Annotated in this window: 18 protein-coding genes; 8 read left to right on the top strand and 10 right to left on the bottom strand. The window is 62.9% G+C overall.

The features are described 5' to 3' along the window. Positions 1-91: 91 nt before the first annotated feature. From K4O48_RS01765 to glcD, 8 genes are all read right to left on the bottom strand, one after another. Entirely contained in the window at positions 92-1,294 is a 1,203-nt protein-coding gene (locus tag K4O48_RS01765; protein ID WP_222910484.1) for an NAD(P)/FAD-dependent oxidoreductase, read from the bottom strand. Between the two features lies 1 nt (position 1,295). Continuing rightward, positions 1,296-1,463: a rubredoxin gene (locus K4O48_RS01760; RefSeq protein ID WP_122167216.1), complete on the bottom strand. Its 168-nt coding sequence runs from the start codon at positions 1,461-1,463 to the stop codon at positions 1,296-1,298. Positions 1,464-1,623: 160 nt separating this feature from the next. Next, positions 1,624-3,333: an L-lactate permease gene (locus tag K4O48_RS01755; RefSeq protein WP_222910483.1), complete on the bottom strand. Its 1,710-nt coding sequence runs from the start codon at positions 3,331-3,333 to the stop codon at positions 1,624-1,626. A 221-nt stretch (positions 3,334-3,554) separates the two neighbouring features. Further along, positions 3,555-5,735 carry a malate synthase G gene (locus tag K4O48_RS01750; protein ID WP_222910482.1) on the bottom strand — a complete coding sequence of 727 codons (2,181 nt, stop codon included), beginning with the start codon at positions 5,733-5,735 and terminating at the stop codon, positions 3,555-3,557. A gap of 26 nt (positions 5,736-5,761) precedes the next feature. Then, positions 5,762-6,166 (bottom strand): heme-binding protein, encoded by a 405-nt coding sequence (locus K4O48_RS01745; protein WP_222910481.1) that lies wholly within the window; start codon positions 6,164-6,166, stop codon positions 5,762-5,764. 156 nt (positions 6,167-6,322) lie between these two features. Next, complete coding sequence (gene glcF / locus K4O48_RS01740; RefSeq protein ID WP_222910480.1) at positions 6,323-7,540, bottom strand: glycolate oxidase subunit GlcF; 1,218 nt, start codon at positions 7,538-7,540, stop codon at positions 6,323-6,325. A gap of 1 nt (position 7,541) precedes the next feature. Then, entirely contained in the window at positions 7,542-8,600 is a 1,059-nt protein-coding gene (gene glcE / locus K4O48_RS01735) for a glycolate oxidase subunit GlcE (RefSeq protein ID WP_222910479.1), read from the bottom strand. Then, positions 8,600-10,099, bottom strand: coding sequence for a glycolate oxidase subunit GlcD (gene glcD, locus K4O48_RS01730; RefSeq protein WP_222910478.1), 1,500 nt, complete (start codon positions 10,097-10,099; stop codon positions 8,600-8,602). The genes glcE and glcD overlap by 1 nt, the downstream gene beginning before the upstream one ends. A gap of 232 nt (positions 10,100-10,331) precedes the next feature. Between glcD and glcC the strand changes: the two genes are divergently transcribed. From glcC to K4O48_RS01700, 6 genes are all read left to right on the top strand, one after another. Next, positions 10,332-11,102, top strand: a complete 771-nt coding sequence (gene glcC, locus K4O48_RS01725; RefSeq protein ID WP_222910477.1) for a transcriptional regulator GlcC — start codon at positions 10,332-10,334, stop codon at positions 11,100-11,102. Positions 11,103-11,190: 88 nt separating this feature from the next. Next, positions 11,191-11,730 carry a chorismate--pyruvate lyase family protein gene (locus K4O48_RS01720; RefSeq protein ID WP_222910476.1) on the top strand — a complete coding sequence of 180 codons (540 nt, stop codon included), beginning with the start codon at positions 11,191-11,193 and terminating at the stop codon, positions 11,728-11,730. Positions 11,731-11,780: 50 nt separating this feature from the next. Beyond that, positions 11,781-12,677: a 4-hydroxybenzoate octaprenyltransferase gene (gene ubiA, locus K4O48_RS01715; protein ID WP_222910475.1), complete on the top strand. Its 897-nt coding sequence runs from the start codon at positions 11,781-11,783 to the stop codon at positions 12,675-12,677. A gap of 98 nt (positions 12,678-12,775) precedes the next feature. Next, positions 12,776-13,465 carry a phosphate regulon transcriptional regulator PhoB gene (phoB, locus tag K4O48_RS01710; protein ID WP_222910474.1) on the top strand — a complete coding sequence of 230 codons (690 nt, stop codon included), beginning with the start codon at positions 12,776-12,778 and terminating at the stop codon, positions 13,463-13,465. An 83-nt stretch (positions 13,466-13,548) separates the two neighbouring features. After that, the gene (gene phoR / locus K4O48_RS01705; RefSeq protein WP_222910473.1) at positions 13,549-14,850 is read left to right on the top strand and encodes a phosphate regulon sensor histidine kinase PhoR; all 1,302 of its coding nucleotides are present in this window, start codon (positions 13,549-13,551) and stop codon (positions 14,848-14,850) included. A 97-nt stretch (positions 14,851-14,947) separates the two neighbouring features. Continuing rightward, positions 14,948-16,285 (top strand): hemolysin family protein, encoded by a 1,338-nt coding sequence (locus K4O48_RS01700; protein ID WP_222910472.1) that lies wholly within the window; start codon positions 14,948-14,950, stop codon positions 16,283-16,285. Between the two features lie 40 nt (positions 16,286-16,325). Here the strand turns inward: K4O48_RS01700 and K4O48_RS01695 are convergent, their stop codons facing one another. Next, positions 16,326-17,222, bottom strand: a complete 897-nt coding sequence (locus tag K4O48_RS01695; protein ID WP_222911940.1) for a peptidoglycan DD-metalloendopeptidase family protein — start codon at positions 17,220-17,222, stop codon at positions 16,326-16,328. 160 nt (positions 17,223-17,382) lie between these two features. Next, a complete protein-coding gene (locus K4O48_RS01690) occupies positions 17,383-18,282 on the bottom strand; it encodes a response regulator (RefSeq protein WP_222910471.1) in 900 nt (299 codons plus the stop codon). A gap of 185 nt (positions 18,283-18,467) precedes the next feature. Here K4O48_RS01690 and K4O48_RS01685 point away from each other — a divergent pair, with 185 nt between their 5' ends. Together K4O48_RS01685 and K4O48_RS01680 are read left to right on the top strand one after the other, a co-directional pair. Further along, positions 18,468-19,262, top strand: a complete 795-nt coding sequence (locus K4O48_RS01685; RefSeq protein ID WP_222910470.1) for a universal stress protein — start codon at positions 18,468-18,470, stop codon at positions 19,260-19,262. A gap of 472 nt (positions 19,263-19,734) precedes the next feature. Beyond that, a complete protein-coding gene (locus K4O48_RS01680) occupies positions 19,735-20,943 on the top strand; it encodes an ABC transporter substrate-binding protein (protein ID WP_222911939.1) in 1,209 nt (402 codons plus the stop codon). Position 20,944: the final 1 nt, after the last annotated feature.

The raw sequence follows: 20,944 nt of genomic DNA, 5'->3' as shown, positions 1-20,944 counted from the left end.
CGCGCTGCAACAGCTCTACGCTGCGCAGCGCCAAGGAGGAGCATGGCACGCTGCTAGCACTCGCGCCAGCCCCTGCCCGCGCATTCCAGAATCAATCCCGGGACTTTAGCGACAGAACTTGTGGCAGTTCCGCCAACACTGGAGGCAGCTGTTTATTCAGCGCGAGGCGCTCTTTCACGGCTGACCCGGTCAGCGCGTAACCCAACAAACGACCATCGCGGCCATGGAACAGCGCCTTGAGATCATTGCCCTCGCCTTCAACCTGCCAATTACCGATGCTGCCGGTTGCCGGTGGCGAAACTACCAAGGGGCAAACCGGCGTTTTGACGGTAATCGGCATCGGCCCGTAGGTGACCGGCGTCAGCTGACCGGTGAGCGTTCTCGCCAGTGCCCGGACGCCGCTCATTAACGGCATAACATAGAGCAGGTTAAGGCCATCCACCTCGGCACAATCACCCAGCGCATAGACATGCTGGGCAGACGTCCGTAGGTGGCGATCAACGCTGATTCCACGGTTGACGGACAGACCGGCAGCCGCTGCGAGCTCGACGCGGGGACGTAAGCCGACCGCACTCACGACGAGATCACAATCCAGCCGCTGGCCATCCGACAATGTCGCTACCAGCGAAGCGCCATGCCGTTCCAATCGCTCCAGCACCGGCCCCAGGTAAAAACGTGCACCCAGCGACTCCAGGCCGCGCTGTACGGCAGCGGCAGGCTCGACGGGCAGCAAGGACGGCATCACCTGCTCGCACGGCGCCACTAACGCGACTTCATAGCCGCCCTGCAACAGGTCATTGGCAAACTCGCAGCCAATCAGACCGGCCCCCAGGATCAGGACGCGTCGCTTGCCCTGTGCGGCCTCGCGAAAACGGCCGTAGTCGAGCAGGTCGTTGATTGGAAAGACCGCGTCCTGCGCATCGCCTGCCACAGGTACCTCGATGGTCTGTGCGCCCCAGGCGATCACCAGGTCTCGATAAGGTACGGGCTCGCTGCCAATCCAGACGCGACGTTTCTCCGGCTCCAAACGGGTCACCCGGGTATGGGTGCGGATTTCGGCGTTGAGCTGAATGGCCATCGGCCCGGCCACGGTCATGCCCAAGGCATCGGCGTCCTTGTTCATGGCAAAGCCGGTCGAGAGCATGGGTTTGGAGTAAGAGCGCCCATCGTCCGCCGTGATCAGCAGCAGGGGCGTCTCGCTGTCCAGCTTGCGAAACTCCCGGGCTAGGTTGTAGCCGGCCAGCCCGGTGCCGATGATCACCAGCGGTGCGTGTTTACTGTTCGTGTCGTTCATATCAGCCGATCGCGATCATTTCGAAATCCATCTTGCCGACGCCGCAGTCGGGGCAGAGCCAGTCTTCCGGCACGTCTTCCCAGGCGGTGCCGGGCGCGATGCCCTCGTCCGGCCAGCCCTCGGCTTCGTCATAGATGAACCCGCACACCACGCATTGCCACTTTTTCATGTTCACCTCGATCAGTTTCCGTTGCGCTGCACGCTATACCAGAACGCTGCGGACCGCCAAACTCCAGCGCTCGCGTGATAGACCCTAGCCCCGCGAGGGAGATTCAGGGCAAAGCAAAACGGGCGGCCTAAGCCGCCCGTCCGGGTTCACGTTCGCCTGGTTAGCTGGCGGTCGCAATACCCACCAGCGGATCGCTGATACCCATCACGTAGAAGCCGATCAGGCCAATGGTGCCGGCCAGCACTAGGTAGTACAGCGTCGGCAGCATGGTCTTGCGCAAGGTGATGCCTTCGCGCCCGAGCAGACCGACCGTAGCCGACGCCGCCACCACGTTGTGAATGGCGATCATGTTGCCCGCCGCGGCGCCCACCGATTGCAGCGCAACCATCAGCGCCCCGGAAATCCCCAGCAGCCCGGCCGTGTTGTACTGGAACTGGGACAGCATCAGGTTGGACACGGTGTTGGAACCGGCGATGAACGCGCCCAGCGCACCGACCGCAGGCGAGAAGAACGGATAGACACCGCCCACGCTGTTGGCTACCAGTTGCGCCATGGCCACCGGCATCGACACCAGATCCGAACCGTTGACGCCGGAGTTGATCAGGATCCGCACCATCGGGATGGTGAAGATCAGCACAAAGCCCGCGCCGAGCAGCGTTTTGCTCGATTCGGAGATGGCTGCGCCCAGCTGAGCCGGCTTCATGCGGTGCAGGAAGAAGGTCACCAACACCACCATGCAGAGGATCCCGCCGGGCAGGTACAGCGGCTCCAGGGTGCCGGATACGCCGGTCTCGCCGAGGATGTCCTTCCAGCCAAAGCTCACCGACATCAGCGCCGCCTTGAGGTCGGGGAACACCCGTGACATCACCAGGAAGATCGCCAAAAGCAGATAGGGTGCCCACGCCATCGGTACAGAGATCGGCGTGCGACCCGCGACGTCGTCGATCTTCATCTCGATCTTGCCCATCCACTCCACCGGCCATTCACTGGCTGGCGCGAAGTCCCAGCTGTCCTTTGGCAGCAGGAACCCTGCCTTGGCCGCCGGAACGACAATGGCCAGGCCCACGAGCGCGCCGATCATTGAAGGGAATTCCGGGCCGAGGAACACGCCCGCGGCCGCGTAGGGAATCACGAACGCCAGGCCGGTAAAGATGGCGAACGGCGCCATGCTCAGGCCTTCGCCCCAGGAGCGGTTGCGCCCAAAGAAGCGGGTCATGATGCAGATCATGATCAACGGCATGAGGATGCCGCACAGCGCGTGAATGATCGCGACGCGGGAGAAGATCAGATGGAAGAACACGTCCCAGCTGCTACCCACCGTTGCCAGCTGACCACCCAGCGTGGCCTGGTCGAGACCACCGGCGACACCCACCAGAATTGGCGTACCCACCGCACCGAAGGATACCGGCGTGGATTGCACCATCATGCCCAGCACAACCGCCGTCAGCGCGGGGAAGCCCAGCGCGACCAGCAGCGGCGCAGCGACCGCAGCCGGCGTACCGAAGCCCGAGGCGCCTTCGATGAAGCAACCGAACAGCCAGGCCACAATCAGCACCTGGACGCGCTTGTCCGGGCTCACGTTGGCGAAGCCCCGACGAATCGACGCGATGCCCCCGGAGTGCTTGAGCGTATTGAGAAGAAGGATGGCGCCGAAGATGATCCAGAGGATCGCGGCAGTCAGAATCAGCCCTTGCAGCGTGGAAGCCAGGACCCGGTTGAAGGTCATGTCCCAAGCCAGAAGGCCGATCAACGCAGTGAGCACGAAAACCAGCGGCATTGCGTACTTGGCCGGCCAGCGAAAGCCGATCAGCAGTACCCCCGCCAGCACCAGCGGCACGAAGGCCAGTATGGACAGCAGTGTCTGACTCATTGTTGGGTTCCTTGTTTTTTGTTGTGAACCGCTTCTATCCGGGAAAGCCCGGTCCCACGCATGGCCGATATGAGCGCCACATCAGCCTGAGCGACCGACCAACGGGTCACGTTGGCCGGCCCCTCTTGCTCGAAAGCCCCGAGCGCTCGAAGCGCCCGGGGCTCGTCCATTAGCACCGCTGGCCAGCTCTTGCCGGCCACCGGTCTTGCTGTCGATACTGCTCAACCGACCTGCTGCTTGAAGCGTTGGCGCCAGGCATGCAGCAGCGGTTCGGTGTACCCGCTCGGCTGCTCGCGCCCCTTGAACACCAGGTCGCACGCCGCCTGGAAAGCAGCAGACCCAGCATAGTCGGTGGCCATCGGGCGATAGGCCGGATCGCCGGCGTTCTGCTGATCGACCACCTTGGCCATGCGCTCCAGGGTCTCGCGAACCTGTGCTTCATCAACCACGCCGTGGTGCAGCCAGTTGGCCAGATGCTGGCTGGAGATACGCAGCGTGGCGCGGTCTTCCATCAGGCCGACATCATGAATGTCCGGCACCTTGGAGCAACCAACGCCCTGCTCGACCCAACGCACCACGTAACCGAGAATGCCCTGGCAGTTGTTGTCCAGTTCCTGCTGGATTTCCGCAGCCGACCAGTTGCGCTCCGGCGCGACCGGAATGGTCAGCAGATCGTTGGTCAGCTTGTCGCGCTCACCCGCCAGATCAATCTTCTCCAGCTCGGCCTGAACGGCCTGCACGTCGACCTGGTGGTAATGCAGCGCGTGCAGCGTGGCGCCGGTCGGCGACGGCACCCAGGCGGTGTTGGCACCAGCCTTCGGATGACCAATCTTCTGCTCGAGCATGGCGGCCATCAGGTCCGGCATGGCCCACATGCCCTTGCCGATCTGCGCCTTGCCACGCAGGCCGCAATTCAGACCGACCAGCACGTTGTTGCGCTCGTAGGCCTGGATCCAGGCGGTGCTCTTCATGTCGCCCTTACGCAGCACGGCGCCGGCTTCCATGATGGTGTGCATCTCATCACCGGTGCGGTCGAGGAAGCCGGTGTTGATGAAGGCTACGCGGTTCTTCGCAGCACCGATGCACGCCTTGAGGTTGACGCTGGTGCGACGCTCCTCGTCCATGATCCCGACCTTGAGGGTATGGCGCGGCAGACCGATCAGGTCCTCGACGCGACCGAACAGCTCGTCGGTGAACGCTACTTCGGCCGGCCCGTGCATCTTCGGCTTGACGATATACATCGAGCCGGTGCGCGAGTTGCCCTTGCGCTGCTGGTCATGCTTGGCGATCAGGCTGGTGACCACACCGTCCATGATGCCTTCGGGAATCTCGTGGCCTTCGCCGTCGATGATCGCCGGGTTGGTCATCAGGTGACCGACGTTGCGGATGAACAGCAGCGAGCGGCCGTGCAGCGTCAGGTTCGAGCCGTCGGCCGCGGTGTATTCGCGGTCGGCGTTGAGACGACGGGTGATGCGCTTACCGCCCTTCTCCAGGTCTTCGACGAGGTCGCCCTTCATCAGGCCCAGCCAGTTGCGGTAGACCAGCACCTTGTCGTCAGCGTCCACGGCTGCGGTGGAGTCTTCGCAGTCCATGATGGTGGTGACGGCCGCTTCCATCAGCAGATCCTTCACGCCGGCGGCATCGGTCTGGCCGATCGGGCTGTTCGGATCGATCTGGATCTCGACATGGAGACCGTTGTTTTTCAGCAGAATCGCCGTCGGCTCGACCGCTTCGCCCTGATGGCCGACGAATTTTTCCGGCTGCTTCAGGCCGCTCACGTTGCCATTTTCCAGCGTGACCTTGAGCTGACCGTCCTGCACGCGGTAGCTGACCGAATCGGCGTGGCTGCCTTCAGCCAGCGGTGCGGCCTGATCGAGGAAGTTGCGCGCAAAGGCGATGACCTTGGCACCGCGTACCTCGTTGTAACCCGGGCCCTTCTGCGCGCCGTTCTCTTCGCTGATGGCATCGGTGCCGTAGAGGGCGTCATACAGCGAGCCCCAGCGGGCATTGGCGGCGTTCAACGCATAGCGCGCGTTACCGATCGGCACCACCAGCTGCGGGCCGGCCTGGCTGGAAATCTCGCTGTCGACATTGCTGGTACTTATCTTCACCTCGCCCGGCTCGGGCTGCAGGTAGCCGATGGATTCGAGGAAGGCGCGGTAGGCCGGCATGTCGCCGATCGGGCCGGGATTGCTGCGGTGCCAGTTGTCCAGTTCGACCTGCAGGCGATCGCGCTCGGCGAGCAGCTCGCGGTTCTTCGGCGCCAGGTCATGGACCAGCTTGTCGAAGCCTTTCCAGAAAGCCGCTGCTTCGACACCGCTGCCGGGCAGCACTTCGTCTTCAATGAAACGTTGCAGGTTGGCCGCGACTTGCAGGCGGCCCAGAGTTACACGCTCGGTCATGTCCGTTTCTCCTGAGTTCGTCTGAGTCAATTGCCCACGGCTGCTGCGCCGGCCTTGGCCACTTGCGCGTCTTGCGTGGCGGTTACGCCAGACACGCCAACCGAGCCAATGACGCTACCGTCGACAATCACCGGTACGCCACCCTCCAGCGAGCAGACCACGGGTGCGGACAGGAACGCGTTGCGGCCGCCGTTGACCATGTCCTCGTAACCTTTGGTTTCGCGACGGCCGACTGCGGCGCTACGGGCCTTCTCGGTGGCGATGTAGGAGGCGATTGGCGCGCAGCCGTCCAGACGCTCCAGCGCCAGCGGATGACCGCCGTCGTCGGCGACCACGATGGTCACGGCCCAGCCGTTGTTCTGCGCTTCGGTGCGCGCGGCGGCGAGGATGGCGGTCACTTCAGTCTGGGTCAGTACGGCTTTGGTTTTCATGGTCTCTCCTGTCTTCGAATTTCGGTTGTTCGCTCGGGCCGTTGCCAGAGCTGCCAGATTGACCGGTAAGGGTGGGCCGGGCGGGGTTCCGCTTTAGCCCACCGATACACGGAGCGCTGTCTGAAATGCTGGTGGGCTGAAGCCCACCCTACGGCTTCAGCCCATCGCCTCCTCTACGATCTCTATCCAGTGCCGAACCGGCGTCCGCCCGGCACCGTCGAGGTGCGTCTGGCAGCCAATATTGGCGGTGACGATGACCTCCGGCTTGCCGCTTTCCAGCGCTGTCAGCTTGTTGTCGCGCAATTGCTTGGATAGCACCGGCTGGGTGATTGAATAGCTGCCCGCCGAACCACAGCACAAATGCGCATCCGGCACGGCGGTGAGCTGGAAGCCGAGCCGCGTGAGCACGTCTTCGACCGCGCCGCCGAGCTTCTGTGCGTGTTGCAGGGTGCAAGGGCAATGAAAGGCCATGCGCTTGTCAGCCTTGACGTTGAGCCGCTCGAGCTCAGCGCTGCGCATCACCTCCACCAGATCCTTGGCCAATTCGCTGACCCGCGCCGCCTTGGTCGCATAGGCCGGATCATCCCGTAACAGATGACCATAGTCCTTGATGAAGGCACCGCAACCGCTGGCGGTCTGCACAATGGCTTCGGCGCCGCCTTCGATGGCGGGCCACCAGGCATCGATGTTGCGGCGCGCACGGTCGAGGCCGGCTTCCTGGGCGTTCAGGTGATAGTCCACTGCGCCGCAGCAGCCCGCTTCACGGGCCGTCGATACGCTGATGCCGAGGCGATCCAGTACCCGTGCCGTCGCCGCATTCGTGTTGGGCGACAGGCTCGGTTGCACACAGCCTTCAAGCATCAGCACCCGACGCGCATGCATCACCTGCGGTCGCGGCTTGGCCGGGGTGACTTGGCGTGGCATGTGCGCCTTGAGCGTCGCCGGCATCAACGGGCGCAGCGCATTGCCGGTACCCAGCAACGCCTTGAACAGCCCTGGACGCGGGATGACGGTACGCAAGCCGGTGCGCAGCAGGCGTTCACCCGCCGAGCGCTGCACCTGCTGCTCCATGAAGTCCCGGCCGATATCCAGCAGGTTGTGATACTGCACGCCCGACGGGCAGGTGGTTTCGCAGTTCCGGCAGGTCAGGCAGCGGTCCAGGTGGGTCTGGGTGCTTTCCGTGACCTCACCGCCCTCGAACATCTGCTTCATCAAATAGATGCGCCCACGCGGGCCGTCCAGCTCGTCGCCGAGCAATTGATAGGTCGGGCAGGTCGCGTTGCAGAAACCGCAGTGCACGCAGGAACGGAGGATGCTTTCGGCTTCCTCGGCGCGCGGCAGCTTCTTCGCGGCTTCACTCAGATTCGTTTGCATATCAGACCTCGGAATACATGCGGCCGGGGTTGAATATCCCCTGCGGGTCGAGCGCCGCTTTCAGCTGGCGGTGATAGCGCAGCAGCGGCTCGGCCAGCGGCTGGAACGGGCTAGCCGCGGCGCCAGCGGTGAAACAGGTGGCATGACCGCCCACTTCGCTGACGATGGCGCGAATTACATGCGCGTCGGCATCGGATTTCAGCCAGCGCTGGGCGCCGGCCCAGTCGATCAGCTGGTCGCCGGGCAAGGCCAACACCGGGGTGTCGGTCGGCAGCGACAGGCGCCACAGCGGGCGCGCGTCACTGAAAAAGCCCAGGCGCTGTTCGCGCAGTTCGTTCCAGTAACCCACGTCCAGCGTCTGACCACCGATACGGTCGCACGCGGCGTTCACCGAACCTTCGCCGCCTTCCAGACGCAAATGCAGCGCCTGACCGTCATGACTCGCCGCCGTGATCGGCACCGGTTGCTGCCCCCACTCGGCGAGTTTGAGCAGTGCGCGATCGACCGGCATCTCGACCCGCAGGCTGCGGCACAGGCGCGGCTTGGGCAGCACCTTGAGCGAGACCTCCGTGAGCACGCCAAGGCAACCAAAGCTTCCGGCCATCAGGCGTGACAGGTCGTAGCCGGCGACGTTTTTCATCACCTCACCGCCAAAGCGCAAGTGCTTGCCATGGCCGGTGATGACCCGAGTACCCAGTACAAAGTCGCGCACCGAGCCAGACCAGGGCCGACGCGGCCCGGACAAGCCCGCCGCGATCATGCCGCCGACCGTAGCGCCTTCGCCCAGATGGGGGGGCTCGCAGGGCAGCATCTGATTGGCCTCGTCGAGCGCCGCTTCCAGCTCCGCCAATGGCGTGCCAGCGCGAACGCTGATTACCAGCTCGGTCGGGTCATAGGTGACGATGCCGCGATGGGCACGGGTGTCGAGCAGCGTGCCCTGCACCTCGTGGCCGAGGAACGCCTTGCTGCCGCCGCCCTGGATGCGCAGCGGGGTATTGCTGGCCAACGCCTGGTTGACCTGATCGAGCAGCTGCTGGCTGTCGTCGAAGGAAACCGTCATCAGAAGCGCTCCAGTTCAGGGAAGGGCAGTTGCCCGCCATGGACATGCATGCCGCCGAATTCGGCGCAGCGGTGCAGCGTCGGGATGTTTTTGCCCGGATTGAGCAACCCGCTGGGGTCGAATGCCGCTTTCACGGCGTGGAACAACGTCAGCTCGTCGGCGTTGAACTGGGCGCACATCTGGTTGATCTTCTCGCGACCGACACCGTGTTCACCGGTGATCGAGCCGCCGACCTTCACGCACAGTTCGAGAATCTTGCCGCCCAGCGCCTCGGCGCGTTCCAGCTCGCCTTCTGTGTTGGCATCGAAGAGGATCAGCGGGTGCATGTTGCCGTCGCCGGCATGGAACACGTTGGCCACACGCAAGCCGTATTCCTCGGACAGATCGGAAATGCCTTTGAGCACGCCCGGCAGCTCGCGGCGCGGGATGGTGCCGTCCATGCAGTAGTAGTCCGGCGAGATTCGCCCGACCGCCGGGAAGGCATTCTTGCGCCCGGCCCAGAATTTGACCCGCTCGGCCTCGTCCTTGGCCAGCCGCACCTCGGTGGCGCCGGCCAGCTTGAGCACCTCGCCCACCCGCGCGCAGTCATCGTGAACATCGGCCTCAACGCCATCCAGTTCGCAGAGCAGGATCGCCTCGGCGTCCACCGGGTAACCGGCGTGGATGAAGTCTTCGGCGGCACGAATCGACAGGTTGTCCATCATTTCCAGGCCACCGGGGATGATGCCCGCGGCGATGATGTCGCCTACCGCACGACCGGCTTTTTCCACCGAATCGAATGCCGCCAGTAGCACCTTCGCCACCTGCGGCTTGGGCAGCAACTTGACGGTTACCTCAGTGACGATGCCAAGCATGCCTTCGGAGCCAGTGAACAGCGCCAGCAGGTCGAAGCCCGGCGAATCCAGCGCGTCCGATCCGAGCACCATGCGCTCGCCCTCGACGGTGAGGATCTCGACTTTGAGCAGGTTGTGCACGGTCAGGCCGTATTTCAGGCAATGCACGCCGCCGGCGTTCTCAGCCACGTTGCCGCCGATGGAGCAGGCGATCTGCGACGAGGGATCGGGCGCGTAATACAGGTCATAGGGCGCCGCCGCCTGGGAGATGGCGAGGTTGCGCACACCCGGTTGCACGCGGGCGAAGCGACCGGCCGGGTCGACTTCAAGGATCTTGTTGAAGCGCGCCATCACCAGCAGGATGCCCTGCTCCAGCGGCAGCGCACCGCCCGATAGCCCGGTTCCGGCGCCGCGAGCGACGACCGGCACGCCACGCGTGTGGGCGATTTTCAACAGGGTTTCGACCTGTTCGATACGCTCAGGCAGCACCACGAGCATGGGCGTGGTGCGATAGGCGGACAGGCCGTCACACTCGTAGGGCTTGAGGTCTTCGCCGCGATGGAGAATGTCCATGTCGGGCAGTTGCGCCTGGAGGTCGGCCAGCAGCGCTGCCTTGTCGACCTTGGGCAGCTCACCATCGACGCGTTCGTCGTAGAGAATGTTCATGGCTGTCGTGCTCTTCTTTCGTTCACCGTCAGCACGGCCAGCTGCGGTGGTTTGACGCATCATCGACCTGACACAACCTGCCGTCCACTTGGAAAACCACTGGTCCTACCAGTTTCTTTCGTGAGGCGCTTTCTGAAACGGCCGCCAGCGGCCGAATATCAGGGCGCTTCGCCGTCCCCGCCTAAGTTGTTATAGACTTCTGCCAAACTGGTCCTACCAGTCCGGAGCCATTATGCAGATCGAAAATAGCCAAGAACGCCGTCAGCTGGCAGACGTCGTAGCCGAGCGCATTGAGCGCCTGATCGTCGACGGCGTGCTCAAGGTCGGCCAGACGCTGCCGTCGGAACGCCGTCTGTGCGAAAAACTCGGCATCTCGCGCTCGGCGCTACGCGAGGGCCTGCGGGTGCTGCGCGGTCGCGGCATCATCGAGACGGCGCAGGGCCGCGGTTCCCATGTGGCAAAGCTCTCCGGCGAACAGGATGCGAGCCCGCTGATGCACCTGTTCAACTCGCAGCCGCGTACGCTTTTCGACCTGCTCGAAGTTCGCGCCCTGCTGGAGGGCGAGTCGGCCCGTCTGGCGGCACTGCGCGGCACGGACGCTGATTTCATCCTGCTGCGCCGTCGCTACGAAGAAATGCTCGCCGCCCACACCGAAGAAGCCGCCGATCCACGTGAGCACGCGCGCCTCGACCATGCCTTTCATCTGGCTGTCAGCGAGGCGTCGCATAACCCGGTACTGGTGCATACGCTGCAATCGCTGACTGATCTGATGCTGTCCACCGTGTTCGCCTCGGTGAACAACCTCTATCACCGCCCCATGCAGAAACGACAGATCGACCGTCAGCACTCGAGGCTGTTCCACGCCGTGACCGAGCGCCTGCCAGATCAAGCCCAGCGCGCGGCGCGGGACCACATTCACAGCATTCGTGACAACCTCAAGGAAATCGAACAGGAAGAGCAACGCCTGGTGCGCGCGACCATGCGGCTGGAAGGCTGGGCCTGACAGGCCGGCCGTAACAGGCCACCGCTTGGAGCGACGTTTTAGCCGCGTGCTAGACTCGCCGCCTCTTTTTGCTAGCCCGCTATCGCTCGTGCCTGACTCTCAAGACTGGTTTTCCGCTGACCAACTGTCCGCCCCGCTCGCCCCCGACGTGCATGATTGGTTGTATGTCGATAAAGGCTCACTCACGCGCCGCCTCACCGAATTGGCGGAAGGCGCGTTCAGCGTGACGCCGCTGACGGAGGGTTGGCAGCCCTTGCGTGACGATGAATGCGCGGCGCTGGGCGTCGCAAAAGGAAGCCTGGGTTGGGTTCGCGAGGTCTATCTACGCGGCCAACAGGACCCCTGGGTTTTCGCCCGCAGCGTCGCCGCCCGCAGCGCCCTGGAACAGTCCGGCCTGGATCTGCCGCACTTGGGCAGCCGCTCGCTGGGGGAACTGCTTTTCAGCGATCCGGCGTTCGCGCGCGGGCCGCTGCAAGCCCGTCGCTACCCCGAGGCGTGGCTACCGCAGGACAGGCGCGAGCCCCAACTCTGGGCGCGCCGTTCCTGCTTCAGCCAGGGAGACCTGCAAGTACTGGTCGCTGAAGTGTTTCTGCCGGCCCTGTGGCGGGCCGCACGGATAACCCCCTGACGCCGGCACAAACTGCCCCGCAACCGCCTTCACCGACCGGAGACCCGCTGATGTACCAGAAGCTTCTGCAGTCGAGCAACCGCCTTCACCCACGGGCCTGGGACTTCATCCAGCTGATGCGACTGGATCGCCCGATCGGCACCTATCTGTTGCTGTGGCCGACGCTCTGGGCGCTGTGGATTGCCGGTGAAGGCTCGCCCAGTATCAAGAATCTGGTGATCTTCATCCTCGGTGTGGTGTTGATGCGAGCCGCCGGCTGCGTGATCAACGACTTTGCCGACCGCAACCTCGATGGCCACGTCAGCCGCACCAAGGGCCGCCCGCTCGCCACTGGCAAGATCACATCCAAGGAAGCGTGGATGCTGTTTGCCATCCTCGTCGCGCTGAGCTTCGGCCTGGTGCTGTTGACCAATGCCGCCACCATCTGGTTGTCCTTCGGCGCACTTGGCGTCGCCGCGCTCTACCCGTTCATGAAGCGCTACACCTATTACCCGCAGGTTGTCCTTGGGGCCGCCTTCTCCTGGGGCATGCTGATGGCGTTCACCGCCGAGCGGGGTGAGCTGCCACCCGAAGCCTGGCTCCTGTTTATCGCCAACGTGGTCTGGACCGTCGGCTACGACACCTATTACGCCATGGCCGACCGCGAGGACGACTTGAAGATTGGGATCAAGTCCACGGCAATCCTGTTTGGCGAGGCAGACCGAATCATCATTCTCAGCCTCCAGATCTTGGCGCTGTTCTGCCTGATCCTCGCGGGCGTACGTTTCGAGCTTGGACAGTGGTTCCACCTCGGTTTGACTATCGCCGCTGCCTGCTTCGCATGGGAGTTCTGGAAGACCCGGTCACGAAAGGCGCACGTCTGCTTCAAGGCCTTCCTGCATAACCACTGGGCGGGGCTGGCCATTCTTGCAGGGATCGTCCTCGACTACGCCACGAGGGCGAGCTAGAGCGCTCAACACGAGACAGGCGCAGCACTTTTCTGTCACATGGCTGCAACATTTCCGTTATCTAATGCCGAACGACAAGAACCGGACCGAGAGCGGACATGAACGGCAAATGCATACTGATCGTCGATGACGAAGCGCCGATTCGCGAGATGATCGTGGTGGCGCTGGAGATGGCTGGCTACGAGTGTCTCGAAGCGGACAATACCCAGCAGGCACATGCGCTGATCATCGATCGCCAACCGGACCTGATCCTGCTCGACTGGATGCTCCCCGGCACCTCCGGCATCGAGCTGGCGCGGCGCCTCAAACGCGATGAAATGACAGCGAACACCCCCATCATCATGCTCACCGCCAAGGACGCCGAGGACAACAAGATCCAGGGTCTCGAAGTCGGTGCGGATGATTACATCACCAAACCCTTCTCACCTCGCGAGCTGGTGGCACGGCTGAAAGCTGTTCTGCGCCGCGCCACGCCTAGCGACAACGAGACGCCGATTGAAATTGGCGGCCTGCTGCTCGATCCGATCAGCCATCGCGTCACCATTGATGGTTCGCCGGCGGACATGGGCCCGACCGAGTACCGTCTCCTTCAGTTCTTCATGACGCATCAGGAGCGCGCCTATACCCGCGGGCAATTGCTCGATCAGGTCTGGGGCGGCAATGTGTACGTTGAAGAGCGCACTGTAGACGTCCACATCCGGCGCCTGCGCAAAGCGCTCGGCGAGACCTATGAGAACCTGGTGCAGACCGTGCGCGGCACCGGCTATCGCTTTTCCACCAAGAGCTGAACACGCCGCAACCGCCGCGCGTCAGTGGGCGTTGTACATCATGATTTCCGACCGGCCCCAAGCTGCCTCAAGGAGCGTTAGCGGTGAACCAAGACTGGCAAGGCGCGCTGGTGCGCCAGCTGCTTCTGCTGTTGGCCGGATGCCTGCTGATCGGATTGATCACGGGTGAGTATGCGTGGGCCCTGGTCGCGGGGCTGGTCGGCTATCTCGGTTGGATGCTGCAGCAGATGCGTCGTTTGCAGCAGTGGCTCAAGCGTAGCCAGCCGGACGAGCCGCCGCCCGACGGTCAGGGCCTGTGGGGCGACATTTTCGACAACCTTTATCAGATGCAACGCCGGGACCTCCGCCTGCGCGGGCAGCTGCAGTCAGTGATCGACCGAGCGCAAGGCTCGACGACAGCGCTCAAAGACGCCGTGATCATGCTCGACAGAGACGGCAATCTGGAGTGGTGGAACCCCGCCGCCGAACGGCTGCTGGGCCTGAAGAAGCCGCAGGACACCGGCCATCCGGTAACCAACCTGGTACGCCATCCCAGCTTCAAGGAGTACTTCGACAGGGGCCGTCATGAAGAACCGCTGGAACTGTCGTCACCGATCAATGACCGGCTCTGGTTGCAAGTCACCATTACCCGCTACGGCAACAGCGAGCACTTGATGGTGGTGCGCGACATTACCCGGCTCCATCAGCTGGAGCAGATGCGCAAGGATTTCGTCGCCAACGTGTCCCACGAACTGCGGACGCCACTGACGGTGATTGCGGGGTATCTGGAAACGATGCTCGAGCACACCGATGAAATGCCTCCGCGCTGGCCGCGGGCGCTGAATCAGATGAATCAACAGGCCGGACGCATGCAGCATTTGCTAAACGACCTGCTATTACTGGCCAAGCTGGAGGCCACCAGCCCGCCCACCAATACCCAGCCCGTGGCCATCGCCAAGCTGCTGCAAACGATCAAGAGCGATGCTCAGGCGCTGTCTGGCGACCGCAACCATCAAATTACGCTAGAAGCCGATGCGAGCCTGCTGCTCAAGGGCAGCGAAAGCGAGTTACGAAGTGCGTTTTCCAACCTGGTGTTCAACGCAGTGAAGTACACCCCCGACAACGGTGAGGTGCACATTCGCTGGTGGTGCAATGAACAGGGCGCTCACCTGGCGGTACAGGATTCAGGTATCGGAATCGAATCCAAGCACCTACCGCGCCTGACGGAACGCTTCTACCGGGTCGATTCCAGCCGCGCCAGCAACACCGGCGGAACAGGGCTCGGGCTGGCCATCGTCAAGCACGTCCTGCTGCGCCATCAGGGGCGTCTGGATGTAAACAGCACGCCGGGCAAAGGCTCGATTTTTACCTGCCACTTTCCGCTGTCCCAGGCCTCGGTGGAGTGAGCGCATCGCCACCGGAGAGTCGCAGCCCCGCTGGCCGCCTTGAAATTACCCCGAGTCGACCCCATCCTTGGGCCGTCATCGACTACCCGACACCATAATGGACCCTTCCCCCAGCTACGCCGCCTCATCCTACTTCGCCGATTTCGGCATGATCCTCTTTGCATTGTTCCTGGTTCTGCTCAACGGTTTCTTCGTTGCAGCCGAATTTGCGATGGTCAAACTACGCTCCACCAAAGTCGAAGCCATCGCCAAAGAGCATGGCTGGCGCGGGCATATCCTGCGCAAAGTCCATACCCAGCTGGATGCCTACCTGTCAGCTTGCCAACTCGGCATCACGCTCGCCTCACTCGGGCTCGGCTGGGTCGGCGAGCCCGCCTTCGCTCACCTGCTCGAGCCCGTTCTGGCCGCTGCGGGCGTTCAATCACAAGCCGTCGTGCATGGCATCGCCTTCTTCACGGCATTCTTCATCATTTCCTACCTGCACATCGTCATCGGTGAGCTGGCGCCCAAGTCGTGGGCGATTCGCAAGCCAGAACTCCTCTCGCTGTGGACGGCCGCGCCGCTGTACCTGTTCTATTGGGCAATGTACCCGGCGATCTACCTGCTGAATGCCAGCGCCAACGCGATCCTCCGCGTGGCCGGCCAAGGCGAGCCTGGCGGGCTTCATGAACATCACTACAGCCGTGACGAGCTGAAACTCATCCTGCACTCCAATCGCGCGCTGGACCCGGCTAACCAGGACATCAAGGTGCTGGCCTCCGCCGTCGAGATGAGCGAGCTGGAAGTCGCCGACTGGGCCAATTCACGCGAAGACCTCTTACAGCTGGAGCACGACGCCTCGCTGAGCGACATCCTGGAACTGATCCGCCGACATAAATACAGCCGCTATCCCGTGTTCGATTCCGAGCAGGGTGAATACGTCGGCCTGCTGCACATCAAGGACTTGCTACTGGCGCTGGCGGGCGACGAGCAGCTGGCGCAGCACTTCGACCTCACGGCACTCCTGCGACCGTTGGAACGCGTGTCCCGCCATCTGCCGCTGAACGCGCTGCTGGAGCAGTTCCGCCAGGGCGGCGCGCATTTCGTGCTGGTCGAGGAAGGCGATCACAAGGTGGTGGGCTTCCTGACGATGGAAGACGTGCTCGAAGTGCTGGTGGGCGACATTCAGGACGAGCACCGCAAGACTGAGCGCGGCATCCTCGCCTATCAGCCCGGCAAGCTGCTGGTGCGTGGCGATACGCCTTTGTACAAGGTCGAGCGACTGCTGCACGTTGACCTCGACCACATTGAAGCCGACACCCTGGCCGGACTGATCTACGAAACCCTGAAGCGGGTTCCGGAAGAGAATGAGGTGCTGTTCATCGAGGAGCTGCAGATCGTCATCAAGAAGATGCGCGGACCCAAAATCGTTCTGGCCAAGGTGCTCAAGCAGTAACGATTACTGGCGGTGGTGACTGCCTTGCAGTCGCCCCGACTCAGTCCCCGCCGACAGCGAAATTCGGAAGGCTATTGACCGGCTGGGCGAAATCGAAAGGAATCGATTCGACCGCCAGACCGACGTTGCGCTGGACCACGAAGTGCAGGTGCGGACCCGTGCTGTTGCCGGTGTTACCCGACCGCGCCAACACGCTGCCGGTTGCGACGCGCTGACCTTCGCGGACACTCACCGATCCCTTCATCAGGTGCAGGTAGACACCCATGGTGCCGTCATCATGCAGGACGCGGACGAAATTGCCGGCCGGGTTGTTGCCCCGTCCGCTCTGTGAATTCTCAATCTTCACCACCATCCCGCCACGCGCCGCCACGATGGGCGTGCCTTCTGGCATGGCGATGTCAGCCGCATAACGGCCTTTCGGTGTGAAATGGCTGTATTTGCCGTTGGCACCCTGGGTCAGACGGAACGGGCCGCCGCGCCAGGGCAGCGGGTAGCGATAGGGTTTGGGAAGCAAGCGAGGGTCGCCCAGCGCGTGGCGCAGTTTCGGCGTGTAGCGGAGCGGTTTGGACGGGTCGAGCGGTGCAAGCGTGGCCAGTCGAATCTGACTTCGTGGGGGCAAAACCCAACGGATTGGCTTGTCTGGCACACCGACCGCATTCTGCACGCCGGTCAGTTTGAGTTCGATATCGACCGGGGCGAAAAGGTCGTTGCGTACCAGCAGCGTCTCGCCGGCAGCGTGCTTACGGGTTTCCAGCTTGACCTGATTGTCGAGCGTTTCGACCATCCGATCGCTGAAGGTAAACACGCGTGCGCCAGGTGCAGCCTGGTCACTGTAGGTGACCACGCCGTTGGCGTCGGTGTATTTGTAGATAGTCAGGGCCGAGGCGGACGAGGCCAGCCAGAACGACCCGAGAAGAAAAATGATGCGCCCCAACATAACGGCAGACTTCATGTGGTTATGTAGTAAGAGGTCCGCAGACTAGCAGCGCAACGGAGGATCCGCGAGCCGCGGACCGTCGGGCTGTGAAATTGTTCCGGCGCTACGGTGGTTTTCAGATGAGCGGACCGGAATCGACCTGATCAGCGCTTCGAAACCGTCACGCGCCCGGAACGAAGTGCCGTTGCGCGGTACCCCGGGCAATCAGCCGGGAGAGGTAATCTAGTTTTTGCGGATCGCGATCGACGAAGCGGAAGGTCAGCTGCAGCCACTCACTGTCGGGCGTCGGTTCTACCGCAGCGACCGCATGCAGATAGCCGTTGAGCCGCGCCACCTCGCCGCCTTCGCCCTGCTCCAGATCGAGCACAGCGCTTTCCAGAATCTGCGGTAGCGTCTCGCCGCGCTTGACCACCAGCAATCCCTCTTTGAGGCTCAGGGCCTTGATCACACACGCAAGGGTGCCCGATGCCAGGCGCAGCTGGCCCTGCCCGCGCCCGGAATTCGCCGCCGCTGGTTTGCCCGCTGGGGGCCTGATCAATGGCGACGCTGCAACAGGCGGTGCGCTAGCACTCGGTTTAGCGACCTCTGCTTTCCCGCCCGTCAGTGCAGCCAGCGAATCGTTGGCCATCCCTGTGTTGGTAGGACGCGCAGGCGCACTGGCGGCCAGCGCATCGAGCTTCCCGGCACGCCCCAGCGCCTTGCGTACCTTGGTCGTCAACTGTTCATTGGAGAAGGGTTTGCCGATGAAGTCAGACACCCCGGACTGGATCGCCTGCACCACGTTTTCCTTGTCGCCACGGCTGGTAACCATGATGAACGGCGTGGTTTTGAGCTTGTCTTGCGCGCGGCACCAGGTGAGCAGTTCAAGCCCGGACATTTCGGGCATTTCCCAGTCGCAGAGGATGAGGTCGAAGGTGTCCCGATCGAGCATCTGCTGAGCCTTGCGCCCGTTCACCGCGTCCTCGATGCGAATCCCCGGGAAGTGGCTGCGCAAACCTTTCTTGATCAAATCCCGAATGAAGGGCGCGTCATCGACTACCAGCACACTGACCTTGCTCATCACTCGCTCCTGCTTGAATGGCCGCCAGCATAGCGTTAGCGGCCCAGCGAAAAAAGCACTCCGGGTCAACGCGCGCGCATTACGCCGGTTACAGTCGAGCGCCACGGGACTGATGGCGATCAGGACAGTATCTGGCGATGCGCGGCATACTGGCCGCCTATCGCTCAAGTAACCGGGAGGCTTTCATGGTCCAGCACATACTCATCGCCCATGATCTCAGCCCTGAAGCCGATCTGGCATTGGGTCGTGCAGCACAGTTGGCGGCGCAGACCGGCGCACGTCTGAGCCTTATGCACGTGTTGGACGAACGCTCGAAGGATGCCGACGAACGGCACGCCCGCTCCTGGCTGCAGACGGCACTGGACCGCTATCAGCTCCACCAGATGCAACCCTGGTTTCGACAGGGCCGCGCTGCAGAGGAAATCCTCACACAAGCGGCCGGCCTGGAAGCCGACCTGGTGATCATGGGTCGGCATCACCGGCAATCGTCTCAAGGATTCGCCGGCACCACGCTCGAACAAGTGCTGCAGCGCTGCCCTGCGCCGCTGCTGCTTGCGGTCGCTCCGATAGCACCGTATGCACACGTGCTGGCCGCGCTGGATTATTCAGGGTGCGCCAGCCGTGCGCTGAAAGCCGCCTGGCAGCTACTGCCTGCACAGGGCAAGCTGACCGCACTGACTATCCACGAGGTCTCTGAACTCCAGCAGCCCGACGAGCCCGAGCTGGCACTGCAGCGGGAGCTGTTCGATCAACTGGTCGCCGACCTGCACGCTGACTTGGACGAGACGGGCAATCGGCTCCACTCGAGCTTTCGGTTCGGTGAGCGCAGCAACTGTCTCGAGTCGGCAATCGCGGCGGTCGAGCCGCAACTCCTCGCACTCGGCAGCCACAGCCGTGGGGAAATCAGCAACGCACTGCTGGGCAGCCTGACCCGGCAATACCTCGACCAGCCACCCTGCGACATCCTCGTCGCCCGGTAGAACGGCGCCTTTGGATTTAGCGCCGCTCGTCTCCCGTTGCGGCTAGCGCGGGCCGTTCAAGCGGCCCGGCAACGATGGCCTGCCGGTGCACAACATGCTCATCGCAGCGGCGCAGTTGCGTCTGCCTGATCCCCTGCTACGTTTAGTTCTACAAAACAATAATTAGAAGAAACCCATGTCAGGTCGAGCACCATTCGTAGCGTCGGACGCCCATCGACTGTCCGTGCCCGTTCAGCGCGGCGGCCCCAGTCTTTTCAAAGCAACCACCCATTTAGCGCCGCCCGATTGCATTGTCGGCTCGACCGCTCTCTCCCGATTCCTCGCAGTACCGCCTCATCGCGCACCAAGCGTGTCGCGTTCGATGCGTGCTGCCCGCCCTAACCCACGCCCCACCCACTACCGAACGGCTCAATGCGTGGCAGCCGGCAAACGCCGCTCTGCACGCGCTCATTCCCCAAGGAGATAGGCGATGATGAAGCTTCTGGCATTAGCAACGGCAACCTTGAGCGCGGCGGCTGCGCTGCCCGCCGCAGCGGCGGAGATTTCCGACGGCAAGGTGAAGATCGGCATTCTCAATGATCAGTCAGGGGTCTACGCCGACTTCGGCGGAAAGTGGTCCTACGAGGCGGCGAAAATGGCTGCTGAGGATTTCGGCGGCAAGGTTCAAGGCGCACCGATCGAGATTGTCACGGCCGACCACCAGAACAAGCCCGACATCGCCTCGAATATCTCTCGCCAGTGGTACGACCGTGAGCAGGTCGACTCGATCATGGAGCTGACCACGTCCTCGGTTGCCCTGGCAGTGCAGGGCATTTCCAAGGAAAAGAAGAAGATCAACCTGGTGACCGGCGCCGCGACGACAGAGCTGACGGGCAAGCAGTGCTCGCCGTATGGCTTTCATTGGGCGTATGACACCCATGCATTGGCGGTCGGCACGGGCGGCGCGCTGGTCTCTCAAGGCGGCAAAAGCTGGTATTTCCTGACCGCCGATTATGCCTTCGGCTATTCATTGGAGGAGCAGACCAGCACCTTCGTCGAAGCCAACGGTGGCGAGGTCAAGGGCTCGGTGCGCCATCCACTGGCAACCAATGACTACTCCTCTTTTCTGTTGCAGGCGCAATCCTCCGGCGCTGAAGTCATCGGCCTGGCCAATGCCGGGCTGGACACCGCCAACGCCATCAAGCAGGCCGCGGAGTTCGGCATTGTCGCCAGCGGCCAACGACTGGCAGCGTTGCTTTTCACCCTGTCGGAAGTGCACGGCCTGGGTCTGGAAGCGGCGCAGGGCCTGACCCTGACCGAAAGTTTCTACTGGGACCGCGATGACCAGTCCCGCGAGTTCGCGCAGCGCTTCTTCGAGCGCACCGGGCGCATGCCCAACATGGTCCACGCCGGCACCTACTCCGGTGTGATGCAGTACCTGAAGGCCATCGACAAGACCGGAACAGACGCAACCGAAGCAGTCGCCAAAGCCATGCATGAAATGCCCGTCAACGACCTGTTCGCACGCAATGCCACCGTTGGCGCCAATGGTCGGCTGATCAGTGACGTGTACCTGATGGAGGTGAAAAAGCCGGACGAGAGCGAAAAACCCTGGGACTACTACAAGGTGCTCGCGACCGTGCCGGGCGATGAGGCTTACATCAAGCCCGCCGAGAGCGGCTGCGATCTGGCCACGCAATAAG

The organism is Pseudomonas sp. DNDY-54, assembly GCF_019880365.1.
Classification (GTDB): domain Bacteria; phylum Pseudomonadota; class Gammaproteobacteria; order Pseudomonadales; family Pseudomonadaceae; genus Stutzerimonas; species Stutzerimonas stutzeri_P.
Note: the sequence above shows the minus strand (reverse complement) of the source record. Positions and strands in the feature narration are given on the sequence as shown.

Excerpts from the sequence above, each read along its gene's own strand:
- K4O48_RS01690 (WP_222910471.1), bottom strand. The coding sequence starts at position 18,282 with ATGAGCAAGGTCAGTGTGCTGGTAGTCGATGACGCGCCCTTCATTCGG.
- K4O48_RS01700 (WP_222910472.1), top strand. The coding sequence starts at position 14,948 with ATGGACCCTTCCCCCAGCTACGCCGCCTCATCCTACTTCGCCGATTTC.
- K4O48_RS01765 (WP_222910484.1), bottom strand. The coding sequence starts at position 1,294 with ATGAACGACACGAACAGTAAACACGCACCGCTGGTGATCATCGGCACC.
- K4O48_RS01695 (WP_222911940.1), bottom strand. The coding sequence starts at position 17,222 with ATGTTGGGGCGCATCATTTTTCTTCTCGGGTCGTTCTGGCTGGCCTCG.
- K4O48_RS01750 (WP_222910482.1), bottom strand. The coding sequence starts at position 5,735 with ATGACCGAGCGTGTAACTCTGGGCCGCCTGCAAGTCGCGGCCAACCTG.
- glcF (WP_222910480.1), bottom strand. The coding sequence starts at position 7,540 with ATGCAAACGAATCTGAGTGAAGCCGCGAAGAAGCTGCCGCGCGCCGAG.
- K4O48_RS01760 (WP_122167216.1), bottom strand. The coding sequence starts at position 1,463 with ATGAAAAAGTGGCAATGCGTGGTGTGCGGGTTCATCTATGACGAAGCC.
- glcE (WP_222910479.1), bottom strand. The coding sequence starts at position 8,600 with ATGACGGTTTCCTTCGACGACAGCCAGCAGCTGCTCGATCAGGTCAAC.
- glcD (WP_222910478.1), bottom strand. The coding sequence starts at position 10,099 with ATGAACATTCTCTACGACGAACGCGTCGATGGTGAGCTGCCCAAGGTC.
- K4O48_RS01745 (WP_222910481.1), bottom strand. The coding sequence starts at position 6,166 with ATGAAAACCAAAGCCGTACTGACCCAGACTGAAGTGACCGCCATCCTC.
- K4O48_RS01685 (WP_222910470.1), top strand. The coding sequence starts at position 18,468 with ATGGTCCAGCACATACTCATCGCCCATGATCTCAGCCCTGAAGCCGAT.
- K4O48_RS01755 (WP_222910483.1), bottom strand. The coding sequence starts at position 3,333 with ATGAGTCAGACACTGCTGTCCATACTGGCCTTCGTGCCGCTGGTGCTG.
- phoB (WP_222910474.1), top strand. The coding sequence starts at position 12,776 with ATGAACGGCAAATGCATACTGATCGTCGATGACGAAGCGCCGATTCGC.
- ubiA (WP_222910475.1), top strand. The coding sequence starts at position 11,781 with ATGTACCAGAAGCTTCTGCAGTCGAGCAACCGCCTTCACCCACGGGCC.
- glcC (WP_222910477.1), top strand. The coding sequence starts at position 10,332 with ATGCAGATCGAAAATAGCCAAGAACGCCGTCAGCTGGCAGACGTCGTA.
- K4O48_RS01680 (WP_222911939.1), top strand. The coding sequence starts at position 19,735 with ATGAAGCTTCTGGCATTAGCAACGGCAACCTTGAGCGCGGCGGCTGCG.